Origin of the sequence: Kineosporia sp. NBRC 101731, from assembly GCF_030269305.1 — a bacterium.
GTDB lineage: Bacteria > Actinomycetota > Actinomycetes > Actinomycetales > Kineosporiaceae > Kineosporia.
Genome location: NZ_BSTC01000017.1, coordinates 22,716 through 39,988, shown reverse-complemented (window position 1 = coordinate 39,988; position 17,273 = coordinate 22,716). Strand labels below are relative to the sequence as shown.

The window sequence follows — 17,273 nt, the reverse complement described above, 5'->3', positions numbered from 1 at the left end:
CTCCCGGCCGAAGGCTGGGGGATTTGCATGATCACGAGAGGTGTTGGCGGGTCAGGCCTAACACCACGCGGCCCAGGGTGTTCTCCGTACCCACGACACCCTCACCGAAGTGCCCTAGTAGCTGCCTGTCTGGACCTGTGAGCTGCCCGCCAGATGATCGATCAGGGTCGTCGTCTCCGGTTCCATGTCCACGCCGGACGAGGCCAGGACGAAGCGCACGTGGTCGGCCACGTCGTTCAGGCGGGACGGGCCGCCGAGCGCGTACTCGGCCCGGATGATGTAGCGCCACAGGTGCTGTGCGTGCGGCACCGCCCGCAGCCCGGCGGTCGCGGCCTGCTCGACAGCCAGCTGGTCACCGTCTTCGGAGGCGATCTTGCACAGGCGGCTCGCGGCGTCGAGCACCAGGTGCTCGGCCTGCCGTTCGATGCCCGTGCGGGGCAGCCAGGTGTACGTGCCGTGGGCAATGCCCCCGATCAGCGGTCCGCGCACCAGATGCAGCGCCCGCACCAGCAGATCACGTTCCCGCGTGCGATCTTTCGTACGGTCGGCGCGGGTGGTCAGGGTGCGCAGTACGTCCCAGTCGCAGGGCACGTCCGAGCTCAGCCGCAGCCGGCCGTCCGTTCCCTCCCGCAGCCGGGGATGGCCGGAACCGTCGGTACCCAGCCAGTCCCGCACCTCGGCCAGCATGTCGTCGCGCACGTCGGCCGTCACCCCGCGCGGCCAGATCGCCGAGCCGAGCACGGTCGGGTGCGTACCGGCCGGGTGCAGGGCCAGGTAGGCCAGGATCTCCTCGGCCACGATCTGGCGGCGCGGATCGATCGAGCCGGGAGCCTGCACCTCCACCTCGCCGAGGATCGCCACCCGTACCGCGGCCTGGGCCCAGGTGATGTCGTCGGTCTCGACCACACCGTCCGGCTCGGCCACCCGCTCGCCCTGCGGCCCGCTCGCGGTGGGCAGGTCGGGCGTGCCGGCCGAGACGAACAGCGAGTGCAGTCGCTCGATACTGCCGTCGCCCAGCCGGTTCGCTGTCACCTGCAGCGAAAGTTCCTCGCAGGTCAGCACTCCGTTGTCGTCCACCTGCAGACGCCAGCGGGCGCCGGGCAGGTCGCCGGCGATCACGACAGCCAGGTCCGCGCCGCGCCCGACCACGGCCTGCAACCGGGACGCGGTCTGCACGGTCAGCGGGGCTCCGTAGATCGCGACCCGTTCCGGGCGGCTGCCCGGGGCCGGGCCACCGGTGAGGATCTGCACGGGGCCCGTGCGCGGCATCCGGCTCTGACCCTGTTCCAGCTGCTCCGTCAGGTCTTTCGCGCCGTTGCAGGGAATCAGCCGGCCCGCCGCGATCGCCGGCAGCGTCGGAGGCAGATCGGCCGTCAGCACCTCGATGCCCCGTGACCAGGGGTTTCCGGCCAGGCCCAGCGCCAGGGCCCGCACCACCGCGGCGGACATCGCCGGGCTGCCGACCACCGCGACCGGTCCGGCCGCGGCACCCAGGTTGATCAGTGCGTCCCGGCCCGCCTGGTCGCGCCCGACCGAGGCGAGCAGCGGGTAGGCACTGTCGCCGTGCGCCACCAGGTGCTGGGCGTCGGCGTAGGTCAGACGCCAGCGCAGGCCGTCGTCGAGACCCCTCCAGGGCGGCGGCGCCGACGGATGAGCCATGGTCAGGAGCAGGTCAAGACCTTCGTCGTCGACCACCGCGCCGTAGGCCTGGGGGAGCGGGAGCTGGGCCTCGCGGCAGGCCCGCGGCAGCGAGCGCAGCGCCAGGTCGAGCAGGGCGCCGCGGTCGGCGTCCGCCCCCGTGCGCAGCCAGACCTCGGTGTCCCGGTCGACCTCGCCGGGTTCGTCCGGCCCGCCGCGCCGGCGGCGCCGGATCAGCAACAGGGTGCCCAGCAGGGCGGCCGTCACCAGGCCCGCGCCGATCAGCTCGGCCGGCAGTCCGGGGCCGTCCGAAGAGCTTTGATCCGCGGACACTTCCGGCTGCCCGACCACCTGGCCGTCGTCCTGCCCGGTGTCCCGGGGGACCGCGGTCGAGGGGGCGGTGGTCTCGTTCGCGCTCGGGGGCGCCTGGGCGGCACTACTTGAGGACGTTGTTGTCGCCCCAGTTGTCGCCGTCGCCGTCCCGGTGGGCGGGGAAACCCGTGCGGTGCTGGGGGTCGCGCCGGACGTCGCAGACCCGGAAGTACCGGCTCCGGAGGTACTGGCGCCGGGAACATCGGCGCCGGGAGCGCCGGCCCCGGACGACGCCGCCCCGGATGTCGCCGAGCTCGGGGATGTCGCCGCGCCACCCGGGCGGGTGGTGCCGCGCGGGGGCGTCGGGTCGGTCGGCAGCACCATGCCCTGGCCGACCACGTCCGGATGCTGTGACGCGACGTACCGTGGGTCGCCGGGCTCCGGCACCCCGCTGTACACCGAGCCGCCCGCAGCCGATCCCGAAGTGGAGCCGCTGGAGGTCGAGCCACCCGAGGCCGACCCGCTCGTGGCCGAGGCGCTCGGGGCCGCCGACCGACCCGGCGTCGCCGATCCGCCAGCGGTTGACCGTCGCGGTGTGGGCGCCGCAGTCGGCGCAGCAGACGCGCCGGCACCCGAACCCTGCCCGGCACCCGAACCCTGCCCGGATCCACCCTGCTGGCCACTCTGGCCCTGGGTGCCTCCCTGCCCCTGCGTGCCACTTCGGTCCCGGTCTCCACTTCCCTGACCGGTGTCCCGCCCTTGTCCATCAGGTTGCCGGGCACCCTCGTCCGACCCGGAATCCGACCCGTAATCCGAACCGGCACTGCGGTCAGCCACCCACCGGGAGACCCCCACCGCGTCCTCGGGCATGATCAGCCGCCATCCCGGCTGGATCAACCGCGCAAGGTGCAACGAGCGCCCGTCGGGCTGTGTGCGTCCTTCATTGAGGCGGTAGATCTCGTGGTAGCGCCGCCCGTCACCGAGATGACGCTCGGCGATCTCCCAGAGCGTGTCGTGGTGACGCCCGGCCGTGGGCTGCACGACATAGACCTTGTGTCCGTCCAGGGCCAGTTCCTCACGGCTGGTCATCCCGCTGGCGTCCCGCTCGGCCTGCGCGGCGGCCCGACGGGCGGTGGCGGCCTCGGCCGCGGCCTGCTGCGCGGTCAGGTGCCGGGACGAGCCGTGACTGACGGACTGCACCTGTGGCGCCGCGGTGTTCGCGTCGAAGACGTAGAGGGTGTCCGGGTCGGACGAGGCCACCACGCTGATGGACGCCGCGGCCCGGGCGGACCCCAGGTCGGCCCGGGGTGCGGCCTGCGCGATACCCATCTGCCCAGCCATCACCCCGACCAGCAGCATCGACCCGACCAGCCACCGGGCCAGGCGCTGGCTCGGCCCGGACAGCGGCACCGGCGCGGCCAGCACGCCACCCCGCAGGGCCGCACCGATTTCGACCAGCACACAGATCACGAACTGGAGCCAGGCCAGGGCGGCCACGACCACCAGCACGGCGAGCACCTGGTCGATGCCGAGGGTGCCGGTCAGTGTGAGGGTCCGGGAGAGCCGGCCGTTGCGCAGCAGCGGCTCGGCCAAAAAATACAGCCCGGCGGGCAGGCCCACGACCAGCGCGAGCAGCCCCAGCCCGGCGAACAGGGCCCCGAGTTTCGAACGACGCGGCGCGAGCGGCGCCTGCTGGGTGAACCGGCCGGCCCCTGTCGCCGGCCGGTCCGCGGAATGCGCGGTCATGGCAAGCCCTCCCCGGTGATGCCCACCGCCGGCCGGGCCTGGCCCTGGGCGGTCACGGTGAAACTGTTGAAGAAGATCAGAGAAAGCAATGCAGTCTTCTGTTCGATCGTCGCCCGCACCGAGACCTGTGCGGTGTTCGCGTCGATCTCCACACCGGACGCCGGATAGCCCCGGGCGGCGAGGAAATCCGCGGCCGCCTCCTGGGCTGCCCCCGGATCGACGAGCACCGTCCCGTCGGCGCGCAGGGTGTCCACCTGGATCTCCCGGGCTCCGGCGCGCGCGGCCTGCTCCACGTCGTCCGTCACCCGTTGCCGGGCGTTGATCGCCAGGCCACCGTCCACCACGAGCCCGGCCAGCACGAGCAGGACCACGGCGAAGGCCACCACGAACACCGTGGCCTGGCCGGAGTCGTCGCGTCGGATCGGCGCTCTCACGGCGCACCTCCGTTGCCGGTGCGGCGATAGATGTCCAGCGGAGCCGAACTGGTGGCCCGCACCGTGACCGTGCCGGGTAGTCCCAGCAGGCCCAGATCGTCGACCGGAACCCGGCAGCTCAATTCCGTCTCGATCATCCCGCCGGCCACGAAATTACCGGTCAGGCCGACGGTCTCACACGTCCAGCGGCCGCCGAGCGAGGCGTTCGCGGTGCGGGTCGCCGCCGCCCGGGCCGCCCCGATATCACGTTCCAGCGACGCCGCGCGCACCGCGTCCCGGCTCGCCGCCTCGACGTCGCCCCGTACCGCCACGTACCGGCCGAACGCGATCACGAGCAGCATGAAGGCCACGAGCACCGGGGTGATGAGCACGACCTCGACGCTCATCGAACCCTGGTCCCGCGCACCTTGCGAGAACTGCTGCCTCGTCATAGATCCGGCCTGAATTCCTCGATGGGACCCTGCACGACCTGCCGGATCCGGATTCCCGGGATGCCCGGCACCACCTGAACGCCCTTACCCGTCACCACTGCCCGCACCTCGTCGTTGCCGACCGCGGTCACCTGTACCGAAACGTCCTCAATGACACCCGAACCGACCTGGGACGCATAGGCGCGCCCCCGCGCCTGCGCCATACCGATCGCCGCGGCACCGCCGTTGGTGCGCGCCACCCGGGCCGCCTCCCGGGCGGCCGCGGAGGCCGCCTGATTTCCGAGGAACAACAGCGCCGCCTGCACGGTCGCGAAGATCACGAACAGCAGGAGCGGCATGTAGAGCGCCAGTTCGATGGTGCTGGCGCCCCGGTCGCGGCGAGAACTCCGGCGGTTCAGATCTTGCCGGTGTCCAGGTTGATGCTCTCGGCCTTGGCCTTGAGCTTGTTCGCCAGCAGCAGGCCCACGGCGGCCGCGATCCCGACCAGCAGCGCCGAGATCACCACCCACTCGACCACCGACGCGCCGCGGTCGACGGGCCCACGGATGACGCGGGCCCGGGCCCGGTCGATCCGTCCGCGGATGATCATCTCTCCGTACCCGGGCAGCGTGCTCGGGTCGAACCGGAACGGTCCGCTCTTCATCACGTTTCTCCTTCATCGGGACACTTCAGATCAGGTCGTGGTCAGTACCCGGACGATTGCCGGGTAGATGAGGAAGATCAGGAAGCCCACGGCCAGCAGGAGCTGGGCGATGAGCATGGACTGCGAGCGGGCCTGGGCACGTCCTTCGGTGTCCGCCATCTCCCGGCGGCGCATCGAGGCCGCCCGGGCCGCCAGCGATTCGCGCACTTTCGCGCCGTCGTCCGCGACCAGTTCGAGGGCAGCGCCCAGGTCGCTCAGTTCACTGATCGCGGTCTCCTCGCCGAGCCGGCTCAGGGCCGCCCACGGCGTGACTCCCTGAAGCCGGGCGATCGCCAGGGTGTCGCGCAACCGCACCATCGCCCAGCCGTCGCTGACCGACGCCGCTGAGTTCAGGGCCTCCGGAACACCACGTCCACCGGAGAGATTCAGGGCCACAAGGTCGAGGAACGAGCCGACCACGTGGCGGAAGTCGCGGCGCCGCACGGTGGCCCGCTGCCCGGCCTGGAGGGTCGGGAGCAGGCTGCCGACCACCAGGCCGGACAGCGCCAGGAAGATCGGCGTGGCGACCGGCAGGCCGCCGATCAGCCCGACCAGCAGCCCGCCGAACAGGAACGGCAGCACCGCGCCGAGCGCCGCCCCCAGAAGGCTGTAGGCCAGGTGCGACTCGATCGTGCGGTCGATCAGGGAGAGATCGGAGCGCAAACTGGCCGGCAGGTGCACGCCCGAGAGCTCCAGCTGCTGCCGCAGGAACCGCCCGATGGAAGACGTTCGTCCCGACACGGCCCGGTCGCGCACCGCCCGCTGGGCGCTGCTGTCCGAGGCCAGGCCCTGCGCCAGCAGCTTCTGCCGCTCGGCGTCCATCGCGGCCAGCGTGGCCGGGGCCCCGGCCCCCCGCATGGCCGGGCGGGCGAGGGCGATGACGAGCAACAGCAGGCCGGTTCCGGTCAGGGCCCCGGCGAGAATGATGGGAATCACCGTGTCACCCCCTCGGACTGGCTCGAGTGATGCATGAAACGTTCCGGAAGGTCGTACGAGGCGAGCTGTTTCAGCCAGAAGAAGCCAGCGGCGAAGAACCCGACCACGATCGCCAGCACGACCTGGCCGGCCGGGCGCTGGTAGGGCTCCACATAGCTGGGGTTGAACGTGCGCAGCCCGAGCACGAAGAGCAGGGTCACCGTGACCACGATCTGCACGCTGCGCCGGGTCGCGGCCCGCCCGGCCGTCACCCGCCCGCGCATGTCCACCTCGGCACGCACCGAGTCGGCCAGACTCGTCAGCACCTGCCGCAGACCGGGCCCCCGCAGGCGGGAGTTCAGCAGCAGTGCGGCCACCACCAGGTCGGCGCTGGCGTCGTTCAGGTCGTCGGCCAGCCGATGCAGCGCGTTCGGCAGCGGTACCCGCACCCGCAGCCGGTCGGCCAGCGTGACGATGTCGTCGGCGATCGGCCCGGGCGCGGCCCGCGAAGTGGCGATGATGGCCTGCTCCAGGCCGACCGCCCCGGCGATGGTGTCGCGCAGCGATTCGGTCCACAGGGCCAGGGCCTCCAGCCGCTCGGCCTGCCGCCGCTCCTCCCGGGCCCCGCCCATCAACGCGGGCCAGGCCAGGATCATCACCACCCCGGCGACCGCGGCCACCGGCCAGGCGGTGATGAGCAGGATGAACACGCCCACCAGCACGGCGATCGGCAGGCGGGTGCCGAAACCCTTGAGCCGGCGCACGGTCCGGGCGCTCAGCGAGCGAGTGTCGGCGCCGCCGAGGTCGCGCTCGCGCCGGATCAGGGCGTTGCCGAGCAGGGCCAGACCGCCGCCGGCCACCGCTCCGCCCACGACGATCCCGGCCAGCTGACCGGTCGCCCCGAACTCCGAGATCATGAGGTCCACCCCGCCGCCACGGCCGGGTCGTAACCGTTCAGGATCAGCTCGTCGATACAGGAGATCGGCGCCGCCGGTACCGCCCGGCCGTCGTCGCCCGGCTCGAACACCTCGCTCGAGAGCACCCGGCCGTCCACGCCGTTGACCTCACGCACACTGGTGATGATGCGGCGCAGCTTGCCGCCCTCGGCGTAGTCGTTGCGGCGCTCGACGAACACCACGAAGTCGATGGCCCCGGCGATGAGCATCATCGTGGCCTCGGTCGGCAGCCGTTCCGCCGACTGGATCGCGTACGTGCAGATCCGGTTGAACACCTCGATCGCCGAGTTGGAGTGGATCGTCGACAGTGAGCCGTCGTTGCCCTGGCTCATCGCATTGAGCATCGTGACGATCTCGTCGCCGAGCACCTCACCGACGATCACCCGGCTCGGGTTCATGCGCAGCGATCGGCGCACCAGGTCGGCCATCCCGATCGAGCCCGCCCCCTCGGAATTCGGGAGCCGTTCCTCCATCGGCACCACGTTCGGGTGCAGGTCGGGAAACTCGCCCAGCCCCAGCTCCAGCGACCGCTCCACCGTGATCAGCCGCTCGTACGGCGGGATCTCGTGGGCCAGGGCCCGCAGCAGTGTGGTCTTGCCGGCGTTCGTGGCCCCCGCGATCATGATGTTCTTGCGGGCCAGTACCGCCGCCGAGAGGAACGACGCCAGCTCCGGCGTCACCGACTCGTTCTTCACCAGCTGGTCGAGCGTGACCCGGCTCAGCCGTGAACGACGGATCGAGATGGCCGGCCGGGGAGTCACTCCCATCACCGCCGACAACCGGGACCCGTCCGGCAGCCGCAGGTCCAGCTGCGGGTTGGCCGCGTCGAACGACCGGCTCGCCAGTCCGGAATAGGCGCCGAGCAACTGCACCAGCTCGATCAGCTCGTCGTCCGACTCGGCCACCGCCGGCATCGGCAGCTCCCGGCCGTCCGCGTACCCCACGAAAACCTGGTCGCAGCCGTTGATGTCGATGTTCTCCACGAGTGGGTCGTCGAGCAGCGGCTGCAACCGGCCGACCCCGAACAGCGCCGCGTGAATCCCCTCGGCGAGCTCGGTCTCCTCGTCGGCCTCCGGCGGCGTACGTCCCAGCGAGAGTTCCGATCGGGCGTGCAGATCCAGCACCCGGCCGATCACCGCGCGGGCGTACTGCCGCTCGTCCTCCGCGCTCATCACCGGGGCACCGGTCAGGGCGTCCTCGCGTCGCTGCTGGGCGAGGAGGTCGGCGACCTCTTCCCGCAACCGCCGCACCACGCGCTGGTCGATGGCCATCAGCGATCCCCTGCCGGTTCGTCTGCTGGTTCGTCGCCGTCCGGGTGCTGCGGCGAGTCTGCTCCCTGCGACGGTCCGGGGGAAGGCCTACGGCCGTCACCGGACGTGAACGGCACCGGTCCGGAAGCGGGCGCATCCGAGGCCCGTAGCGCCTGGACGATCGATCCAGGACCACTGGTCAGGGTTTTCCCGTGCTCTTCGGGCGTTTCGCCGTCCACGGCGGTACTTTCCCCGGTCGCGGGGCCGACCGGGATCGATCCGGTGTGCCCGGACCAGGTACCGGTTCCGTCCGATCCGAGTCGAGCCCGATTGCGGATGTCCCGCAGTACCGCGGCGCGGTCGTAGGACAGGCTGCCGGTGGTCGGTCCGTCGGCCGGTGGGTAGGGCGCAGGGCCGCCCGGCTGGTTGCCCGGCTGGTCGGCCGGTTCGGCCGGTTCGGCCGGTGAGGAGCCGGTCTCGGGGGTGGCCACCGCGCCGGAAGGTCCAGCGGGCACCGGCGGGAGGCCGGTGCGGTCGGTCCCGTGGTCAGAGGACGTGGTGGTCGCCCCGGTCGGGTCGGTGGGCCCCATGTGGTGGGTCTGCGGAGCAGAGGACGCCGCGGTCACCCCGGCGGAGCCGCTGTCCCACAGGCGGGTGGCTGCCTGATCGGAAGACCCGGCGGGATCGGCGGGAGGCATGCCCGGGTGGATGTGCTCGGTGGGTGCGGCGTCCTTGAGAGTCACCGGGCCGCGGGGCGTCTGTGGAGTGGAGGTCCCGTGGGCGGGAGATCGGGCCCCGTCCTCGTCGTCCGTGGGTGGGGCGACCGCTGTCGGGACGGCATCCGGGATCGACAGCAGACCGGACGGCGGCACCTCCGGCGCGATCCACCCGGTACCCTCCGCCCGGCCGGAATTCCCGGCGAAGACGTTGTTCTCACGGGCATTCGGCGGGGCCGGAAGCTCGTTGCCGCCGGAAGGGGTGGCTGGTTCTTCCAGATCGTTGGTCTGGTAGGGATTACGGAATTCGACGCGAGGGGACGAGAGGGCCGGGCCCTGTGGGTCCACGGGGTCCAGCGGGTCCGGGACAGGACGGGGCCGCCGCCGGGGGAGGGGCTCCACCCAACCGAGTGGACCCGGCCGGTCATCCGGCCCCGGTCCATCCTGGTCCAGTTCCTTCTGATCCAGTTCGGTCCGGCTGAGTTCGGTCCGGTTCCGGGCGCCGTGTCCTGAGCGCTCCCGCCCGGCGTCCCGGCTCTCGCGTTCGAGGGACGCACGCAGGGCGTTGGCCACCTCGTGGAGGTCGGCGCGGTTCAGCTCCGTACGATTGAGCTCGGCGCGCTCCAGTTCGGCGCGGTCCCACGATCCACCCCGTCGGTCGGGCTCGGCCGGAACATCGTCCGAGGCCTCACCGGTGCGGGTGCTCGGGGGCCGGGAGTCCGGGCCCCGAGCATCGGTGCCCCACGGGGGTGTCGCCGGCGCACCGGTTTCCCGCGGGTTGGCGCCGAGCGGGCCGGCGCCGAGTGGGTTGGTGCCGAGTGGGTCGGTACCCCGTGGGTCGGTACCCCGTGGGTGGGCACCGAGCGCATCGGTGTTCCGTGCCGGTGTCCCCAGTGCATCGGAGGTCTCTGCCTCGGTGTGGCTCCGGGTGCCGGCAATCAGTGGGCCGGTGTTGCTGCGGGGCTCTGTATTGCTGCGGGGCTCCGTGGCGGTGCCCGGGCTCAGCGGGTCCTCGTCCCGGCGGGCACGGTCGTGCAGGGCGCTCCAGGCCTGCTTGTCCGGTGCCGGTGCCGGTGCCGGTGACTGACTGGTGGGCGTGGGGGATGCGTCGGTCTCGGGGCGCCGGTCCTGCAGCCAGGTGCCGACGGACGGGGCGCCCTCGTTCTCGTTACTGGAACTGCCGATTCCGTAGCCGGTCTCGGAGTCTTCCGAGGGCATCACGTGGCGCCGGGCCCGGCGGCGCTCGGAGGTGACGAACGCGCCCGGCTCGCGACCGGACGCGGCGCGACGGGAGCGGTTGTGACGCAGTTCGTCCGTGGTCTCGGACGGGTCTTCGGGGTGGGGCTCGGCGAGGTGGGTAGGGGCGTCCGGGGGAGTGGTGAGTCCCGCGAAGCCGCGTACCGGACCGGCCGGCTGGACCGGACCGACCGGATCGACGGCGTCCACTTGCCTCTCGTTCCGCGCGATTCCCTGCGGGGTATTGGTTCTCGCGGTGAAAACGCCCGGGGCGACGGTGATGTGGCTCAGGTCCGGATCCTCGTCGACCGGGGGTGCGTCACCGAAGAACGAGTTACGGCGTGAGAGTTCGACCACCGGTGCCGAAGCCTGCGGTGTCGAAGCCTGCGGGGCGGTGGTCGTGGTGCCCGAGGTTCGCAGGGTCTCGGGTGTGGTCTCCCAGCGGCTCTCCCGGGGGGCCTCGGCGTGACGTGAGGTGCCGCTGTCGCTGAAGGGCTCGGCGGCGAAGGTCCCGGCATTACCGAAAGAACCGGCATCACCGAAAGAACCGGCGCTACCGGAAGGGCTGCTCCCGCTGAACGGTCCGGCGCTGTGGTGGGACTCGGCGCGGGTGGACCGCTGGGCAGGGCTGAACGGATCGGTCTGGTCGAACGGATCGGCCTGGTCGAACGGCCCGGCCGACCCCGACATCTGGGCCCGGCCGGATGTCTGGCCCCTAGTCGACATCGGGGCCTGGCCTGCCATGTGGTTCTGGCCCAACATCTGAGCCTGGCCCGACAAATGAGCCGGATCCGACGGCCGGTCCTGGCCTGACGGCGGGGCCTCGGCGAACGAGGACCGCTCCCCGGCCGACCCACCCGGCGAGGCTGCCGGCGCAGGGCCACCGTTCGCCCGGCCCGGAGTCACGGGCTGGGACGGTGACCGCCGGGGCACGTCCGGCCGCAGTGGTGGTGGGTCGGACAACTCCGGGATCGTGCCCGCCAGCAGACTCACCGACGGCAGCAACGAGCGCACCGACCGGATGAGGGTGGAACGGGCCAGCCGACTGCGGTTCATACCCCGCAGCGCTTCGGCCCCGCGGGCGTCCAGGGCCATCGCCCCCAGTACCGGCACGCTGACCCCGGAGGAGTGCAGCAACTGCTCGGTGCGGCCGGCTACGGCCCGATCGCGCTCGGGCGCCACCAGCACCACGCCGATCTGCGCCCGGGCCGCAAAGCGCCCTGGCACTGCACTGTTGAGGAAGCGCAGTCGTTCGCGGAGGTGGGCCAGTTCCTCGACCTCGGGACGGGCCACCACGATCACGGCGTCGGCCTGGTGCAGCACCGGCATGGCGGGGGAGGCCGGGCCGACGCGTCCGCAGTCGGCGTAGACCGTGCGGCCGGCCTCCTCGGACAGCGCCCGGGCCAGGGCGCTCCACAGGGGCCCCAGGCCGGCGGCCTGCTCCGGGCCGTTGACCCCGAGCAGCAGGTCCAGCCCGCCGCCGGTGACCTGAAGGTGGTCTTCCAGCCGGGTCGGGCCGTCCGGCGCCGATCCGGGCGCACCGCCGAAACCTCCCGGGCCGCCGTCGACCTGTGGCAGCCAGCGGTGGCCGGGCAGGTCGCGGCGCAGACCGGTGGCGAGGGACAGCACGCCCAGGTCGGTGTCGAGCGGTGCACCGTCCGGACGGCGATAGCGCAGTCCCAGGTCACCACCGTCCGGATCGAGGTCGGCGGCGACCGCGCCCGGGGTCAGGGCGGCAAGGGCGACGGTGAGCGTGGTGACGCCCGGCGCGCCCTTGGCGGAGACGAGGACGACGAGCGCCATCAGTTGCCCTTCGTGGTGGCCCCGCGTTCCAGAAGCACGAGGCTGATCTGGTCGGCGGCGGCCGCAGCGGCGACCTGGACGGCCTCGTTGCGGCTGACGATGAGGGTCACTACGGCCTGGCTCTCGCCCCCGGAGGCGAAGACGCTGTCGTCGGAGGTTTTCACCGAGCTGACGGTGGCCCGGCCGGCGATCTCCTTGCCCTCGCCCTCGACGGCTCGCACGACCTGCACCACGTCACCGGCCTCCAGTCCGCCGGCCGGGTACCGGCCCACGCCCAGCGACACCCCGACCCCGGCCTTGTCGGCACCCAGGAGGCTGGTGCTGGCCAGCATCCCGGGGTCGAGCAGCCGGCCGGGCGGGATCTCGGCGCTGGCGAACCGGCCGATCACGGCGTCGGCCTGGTCGGCGCTGATCACCGCGACGCCGTCGGAGGCGACCTTGGCCACGGCCAGGTTCTCGGCGGTGATCTGCTGGCCGACGACGATCGTGCTGCGGGCGACCAGCACGTCCTGCCGGTCGTCGAGTCGGAGCGCGAGCAGCCCGGCCACGGCGGCGCCGAGCACGATGAGCAGCACGGCGAGCACCGCCAGGCCAGGGCGGCGGGTGCCGGGTGGGCGGGGGAGTCGCTCGGTGCCGGGCGTGGCCTTGGACGTGCCGGCCGTGGAGCCCCGGCCGCCGGACTCCCGGGACCGGACGTCGGTGCGTTCCTGCGTGCTCAAGAGCTCTCCTCGGGCCACCCAGTGCTGGTGTCGTTTCCGGATGGTTTGTTCTTGATCTTCCAGTCTGGTCTGATTGGCATGCTTGATTACGCAGTCGACATGCTCTGATGCACTTCGCGATCGCCCGTGACGCCAATGATCTAGGTAATCAACGAAGGGTGACGATAATGCCACCTTGACGCACCTTATGCACTAATCGAGGTGTCATGGTTAGGAAACGTTTGATGCACCAGTACGCGGCCGGTGGGCGTTAGGCCCTACTTGTGAGTAGTAGAGGAGCCGGAGCTGGTATGAGGCGCCGAGCAGGCGTGTTTTCCGCGGCCGTCGTGGTGGTCGCCGTCCTGGGTCCGGCCCTGGCCGGGTGTGGCTCCGACAACCCCTACGAGCTGCCCGAATACCGGTCCGGCGAAGCCTCCGGCCAGCTGTCCGGCAGTCCCGGCACCGACCGCACCCCGGCGGCGGGTGGGGCGACGTCCACCCCCGCTCCCTCCGGCACCGGATCGATCCCCAAGGTCTCCCGCGAACCCTCCCCGGCGTCCACCGCCGTCACCTACACTCCCGCCGACGCCCGGGGTGAGGGTGCCTGGGTGGAGCGGGGCAAGGTCCGGGCCCGCACCCAGAACGCCAAGGACGCCGTGGACGCGGTGGTCGGGTACATGCAGCAGCGCGTCCAGATCTCCAACACCTGGACCGTGGACGAGTCCGGCCTCGCCGCCGTCGCCTCCGGCCAGGCCCGAACCAGCGCGCGCGAGCGCGCAGCCAGTCAGCAGGCCGCCGGGCGCAGGTCCGTCGGCCGGTTCGTCGTCAACGTCTCGTCGGTCCGGGTGAAGGGCGACGCCCTCATCGTGACCGGCTGCCACTTCGACGGTACGTCCGAGCTCGACGAGAACGGTTATGTGCTCGTTCCGCCTCCCGGAGGAATGCTGATCAGAATGAAAGTCCAGAAGGAGCAGGGGGTCTGGCGCGTGACCGCGTGGCCCACGAGCAAGGCCCCGACCTGCGCGGGATGGAAGAAATGAGACCCCGCAACGGGATTCTCGCGCTCGCCGCAGCCGCGGTGCCTCTGGCCGTGCTCTCGTCGATGTCCGGCGCCCGCGCCGATCAGGGCCCGGGAGACGTTGAGGCCGGCGGATATTCGGTATCCGTGCAAATTCGCCTCACCGGTGATGCGGCGCCGGGTGGCGGCGGTGGCACCACGGTCTCCGTGAACCTCCACCCCGTCTGCTGGTGGGAGGCGGCGGCCGGCCCCTATCAGGACGCTGCCGCCATGCTCGACTGGTACGACGAGGTGACCGGCGGGGTGCAGAGCCCCGGTATCTATGCGCAGTACGGCTCCCGGGGGCAGTGGGAGGACGCGGTCGCGCGGGAGGAGGCCGGCCAGGACATCTCCTGGTACAAGGCCTATTGCAAGGATCCCGCGAAATACCCGGACTACGGCCTGGGCGGCGACGAGATACTCGATCCGATCGAGGGTGACGGCACCACCGGCGTGGTCAACCTCTACCGGGCCTTCGGAGCCGGTGAGCCGATCCCGGCGCCACTGGTCACGCCTGACGAATTGGCGCAGGCGGCCCGTGACAACATGGAGATCGCCGATCCGGAGATCGACCGCAACCCACGCGTCCACAACACCGACGACGCCACGCTGGTCGGACTTCCCACCTTCTTCTGGGTCACCGACCCGGCCTCGGTCGGCGGTGCCGGCGGTACCCGCTCGATCCGCGCCGACGTGGTCGGGGCCGGTGCCGCGGTCTGGGCCGAGGTCACCGCGACGACAGGTGGTCTGGATCTTTCCTGGCCCGGTGGCAGCAAGCACTGCGACCCGCCCATCGCGATCAAGCCCTACGTCCAGGGCATGAGCGAGAACGGCTCCTGCACGGTCGAGTTCATCAAGGCGTCCACCGGATACCCCGGCGGTTACCCGGTCGAGGCCAGCACCAACTGGGGCGCGGCCTGGGTGGGTTCGGGCGGCACCGGCGGTGCGCTGGAGGGCCTGACCAACACCGTCGTCGCGAACATCCCGGTGGCCGAGGTCCAGAACATCGTCAAGCCGTGAACAGCTGATCCGCACCCGCGAACCACGGTCTGATCACGAATGAGGTGGCCGTGCCTCGTTCGTGATCAGCCCCGGGTGGCAGGGGCCGGGTAACCGACGTCGTCCCAGCTGATCGGCCAGGCCCGCGGATCTTCGATCGGGGTCTGATCGGGGTGGTGGTGCACCGTGGCCATGCGCACGGCCGCGATCGAGCGGGACAGCCGGTCGGCCCAGGCGGCCTCGACCAGGTCGGGCCGGATCTCGTCCAGCACCACCGATTCCGCGCGCTGGAAGGCGATGCTGCCGTCCGGGGCGCAGGTCACCACTGCCCGGCAGACGTCGGCCAGGGCCTGTTCGTCGTCGTCCAGGCAGATCGAGTGGACGCCCGCGTTCGCGCCCTCCTCGAGCAGGGCTCGCACCCCCGGTATGTTCGAGAGCCGCCGGACACCGTCGAAGACCACCACCACCTCGGGTGAGGCAGTCACCCGCTGGCCCGGCGGGAGCACCTGGCGCAGCCGTTCGTCGATGAGACTGCCCAGTTCCAGCAGGCGCCGCTCGACCGAGTCGTGATCGTTGCCGATCAGCACCGACACCCCCGAAGCCTCGTCCGGTCGGGCGTGCGGAAGCCGCGAAACCCATTCCCAGCGGCGGCGGGCCGCGTAGTCATGACTCGTGAGCACGGTGATGCGCAGTTCGCGGGGTGCGTGGAAAGCCGCGCACTGCGCCACCAGCCAGCGGGCGGTGGCGTGGGCGACCGAGGACTTACCGGTGAGCCCGAGTACGCCGACCGCCTGGAGGTTCAGCGTGACCGGCACGTTGTGCAGCAGGGTGGGCAGGCCGTCGGGCGGCTGGGTGCGCCAGCGGGCCCGGCCCACCCGCAGCGGGGTGCCGGAGTCACGGTCGTCGATCACCGTGCGCGGTGGCTGTGAGGCCAGGCCGAGCCGTAGTTGCAGCCAGTCGTCGTCGAGCGGAAGTCGTTCCCACAGGCGGCGTCCCGGCCCGACCGCGGCCATCAGGGCCAGCGCTGGGTCGGGAGTGGCCTCGCGTCGTTCCTCGGTCTCCCGGTCGAGGGCCCGCTGGATCTCCTCGGTGGCCTGCTCGCGGTCGCGCAACCACGTGGAGAGCAGGCGACGCTGTTCCCGGCCCGGGATCGAGCGCACCGCGGGAGGGCGCGGCGGCAGCACGAACCGCGCCCCGCTGCGGGGCCGGGCCGAGCGGGTGTGACGGAACAGCTCCATCCCGAGGCCACCCTCGAAGGGCTGTGTGTCGGCGTCGGGTTCGCTGATCTCGGCCAGCTGCAACACGGTGTTGGCGACCTGTAGGTAACTGTTGTGGGGCCAGGCGCGGCGCTCGCTGCGCTCCTCGTCGTCCAGCAGGAAGGTCGCTCCCGGGCCGGGCATCACCTCGACCAGGCCACCGGGCCGGGCACTGACGGTGAGGGCATCGGCCGCGAGGTCAGGATCGGGCAGGTCGAGGCCCGGGGCCTCGTGACCGATCACGGTCTGCCCGAGTCCCAGGCGGTGCACCCGGCCCGCACCCGGCCCGTTGACCACACGGATCTCGGCGACACCGGTGGGGATCGGTGTGGGCTGCTCCTCGTGGGCGTGCAGCTCGATGACACAGCCGGGCCGGATACCCGCCGAGCGCAGTGTGTCGGCCTTGTCGGAGTCGGTGACCGCACGCCGCCCGTCCACCCAGACCTGGACCCGCGCGGCCTGGGCCGGGTCGGTGTCGTCGTCCAGGGCGTGCAGCAGCTGAGGGAGCAGCACCGCGAGCTCGGCGTCGGGATGGGCGTCGACGAGCGCCTCGGTCTGGGTGCCGGCGGCCCGGCCGTCCCGCAGCGTGACAGCGAACCTCACGGACGAACCCCCAGCTGATCCGGCAGCGACAGAGCGCCGAATATGCCACGAAGGGGACGGAGGTACCAGTCTGTTCGTGTTCAGGCAACCACAAGCTGTGCTCAACCCGGCTCCCCGAGATCGGCGGGATCGGGCCAGAGCGAGCACCCCACCCGGACCACCGTCATCGGTGAGGTGCCCAGGGTCGCGGCCAGATCCTCGTCGGGCGGCTCCGGCGAGGCCGTCCAGAGGTGCACCGGCCGTCCGCCGAGCAGGTCGTGATGCGGCTGAGGATCCAGGCCTTCGGCATCGAGCAGTTCGTAGGCCAGTGTGACCAGGGCCGAGGCCAGAAGGAACACCAGAGCCCGCTCGTCCGTCCCGGCCGGGTGGCGGAAACTCTCCGGCACGTCGATGAAGAGTTCCGGTCGCCCGGTCGCCCACAGACCTCGCGTGTGAATGCGTCGCACCCGCCCACCGGGCCACGGGACCACCTCGACCCGAATGCGTTCGGTGCTCACCTCGTCCGTCATTGAAACGCCTCTCCGCTCTCGCTCTTTCCGGC

14 protein-coding genes are annotated in these 17,273 nt (G+C 71.7%); 2 read left to right on the top strand and 12 right to left on the bottom strand.

Annotation, left to right across the window (positions count from 1 at the left end; all coding sequences use genetic code 11):
* Positions 1 to 114 precede the first annotated feature (114 nt).
* From QSK05_RS31610 to QSK05_RS31565, 10 genes are read right to left on the bottom strand one after another with little or no spacing between them, the layout of a single operon-like run.
* Entirely contained in the window at positions 115 to 3,696 is a 3,582-nt protein-coding gene (locus QSK05_RS31610) for a BTAD domain-containing putative transcriptional regulator (RefSeq protein WP_285601058.1), read from the bottom strand.
* Entirely contained in the window at positions 3,693 to 4,130 is a 438-nt protein-coding gene (locus QSK05_RS31605; protein WP_285601057.1) for a pilus assembly protein TadG-related protein, read from the bottom strand. Before QSK05_RS31605 ends, QSK05_RS31610 begins: the two co-directional genes overlap by 4 nt.
* Positions 4,127 to 4,561 (bottom strand): TadE/TadG family type IV pilus assembly protein, encoded by a 435-nt coding sequence (locus tag QSK05_RS31600; RefSeq protein WP_285601056.1) that lies wholly within the window; start codon positions 4,559 to 4,561, stop codon positions 4,127 to 4,129. Before QSK05_RS31600 ends, QSK05_RS31605 begins: the two co-directional genes overlap by 4 nt.
* Positions 4,558 to 4,917 (bottom strand): TadE/TadG family type IV pilus assembly protein, encoded by a 360-nt coding sequence (locus QSK05_RS31595; protein WP_352303359.1) that lies wholly within the window; start codon positions 4,915 to 4,917, stop codon positions 4,558 to 4,560. Before QSK05_RS31595 ends, QSK05_RS31600 begins: the two co-directional genes overlap by 4 nt.
* A 38-nt stretch (positions 4,918 to 4,955) precedes the next feature.
* Positions 4,956 to 5,204, bottom strand: a complete 249-nt coding sequence (locus QSK05_RS31590) for a hypothetical protein (protein ID WP_285601054.1) — start codon at positions 5,202 to 5,204, stop codon at positions 4,956 to 4,958.
* A 30-nt stretch (positions 5,205 to 5,234) separates the two neighbouring features.
* Positions 5,235 to 6,179: a type II secretion system F family protein gene (locus QSK05_RS31585; RefSeq protein WP_285601053.1), complete on the bottom strand. Its 945-nt coding sequence runs from the start codon at positions 6,177 to 6,179 to the stop codon at positions 5,235 to 5,237.
* Positions 6,176 to 7,075, bottom strand: coding sequence for a type II secretion system F family protein (locus tag QSK05_RS31580; protein WP_285601052.1), 900 nt, complete (start codon positions 7,073 to 7,075; stop codon positions 6,176 to 6,178). The genes QSK05_RS31585 and QSK05_RS31580 overlap by 4 nt, the downstream gene beginning before the upstream one ends.
* Positions 7,072 to 8,385, bottom strand: coding sequence for a TadA family conjugal transfer-associated ATPase (locus tag QSK05_RS31575; RefSeq protein WP_285601051.1), 1,314 nt, complete (start codon positions 8,383 to 8,385; stop codon positions 7,072 to 7,074). Before QSK05_RS31575 ends, QSK05_RS31580 begins: the two co-directional genes overlap by 4 nt.
* On the bottom strand, positions 8,385 to 12,119 hold the full coding sequence (locus QSK05_RS31570) for a hypothetical protein (RefSeq protein WP_285601050.1): 3,735 nt from the start codon (positions 12,117 to 12,119) through the stop codon (positions 8,385 to 8,387). Before QSK05_RS31570 ends, QSK05_RS31575 begins: the two co-directional genes overlap by 1 nt.
* Entirely contained in the window at positions 12,119 to 12,838 is a 720-nt protein-coding gene (locus tag QSK05_RS31565) for an SAF domain-containing protein (RefSeq protein WP_285601049.1), read from the bottom strand. Before QSK05_RS31565 ends, QSK05_RS31570 begins: the two co-directional genes overlap by 1 nt.
* Positions 12,839 to 13,128: 290 nt before the next feature.
* Here QSK05_RS31565 and QSK05_RS31560 point away from each other — a divergent pair, with 290 nt between their 5' ends.
* Both QSK05_RS31560 and QSK05_RS31555 read left to right on the top strand, forming a co-directional pair.
* Complete coding sequence (locus QSK05_RS31560; protein WP_285601048.1) at positions 13,129 to 13,857, top strand: hypothetical protein; 729 nt, start codon at positions 13,129 to 13,131, stop codon at positions 13,855 to 13,857.
* Positions 13,854 to 14,894, top strand: coding sequence for a hypothetical protein (locus tag QSK05_RS31555; protein ID WP_285601047.1), 1,041 nt, complete (start codon positions 13,854 to 13,856; stop codon positions 14,892 to 14,894). The genes QSK05_RS31560 and QSK05_RS31555 overlap by 4 nt, the downstream gene beginning before the upstream one ends.
* Positions 14,895 to 14,959: 65 nt before the next feature.
* Here the strand turns inward: QSK05_RS31555 and QSK05_RS31550 are convergent, their stop codons facing one another.
* Together QSK05_RS31550 and QSK05_RS31545 are read right to left on the bottom strand one after the other, a co-directional pair.
* Positions 14,960 to 16,732, bottom strand: coding sequence for a hypothetical protein (locus tag QSK05_RS31550; protein WP_285601046.1), 1,773 nt, complete (start codon positions 16,730 to 16,732; stop codon positions 14,960 to 14,962).
* A 101-nt stretch (positions 16,733 to 16,833) separates the two neighbouring features.
* Positions 16,834 to 17,241 carry a hypothetical protein gene (locus QSK05_RS31545; protein WP_285601045.1) on the bottom strand — a complete coding sequence of 136 codons (408 nt, stop codon included), beginning with the start codon at positions 17,239 to 17,241 and terminating at the stop codon, positions 16,834 to 16,836.
* Positions 17,242 to 17,273 lie beyond the last annotated feature (32 nt).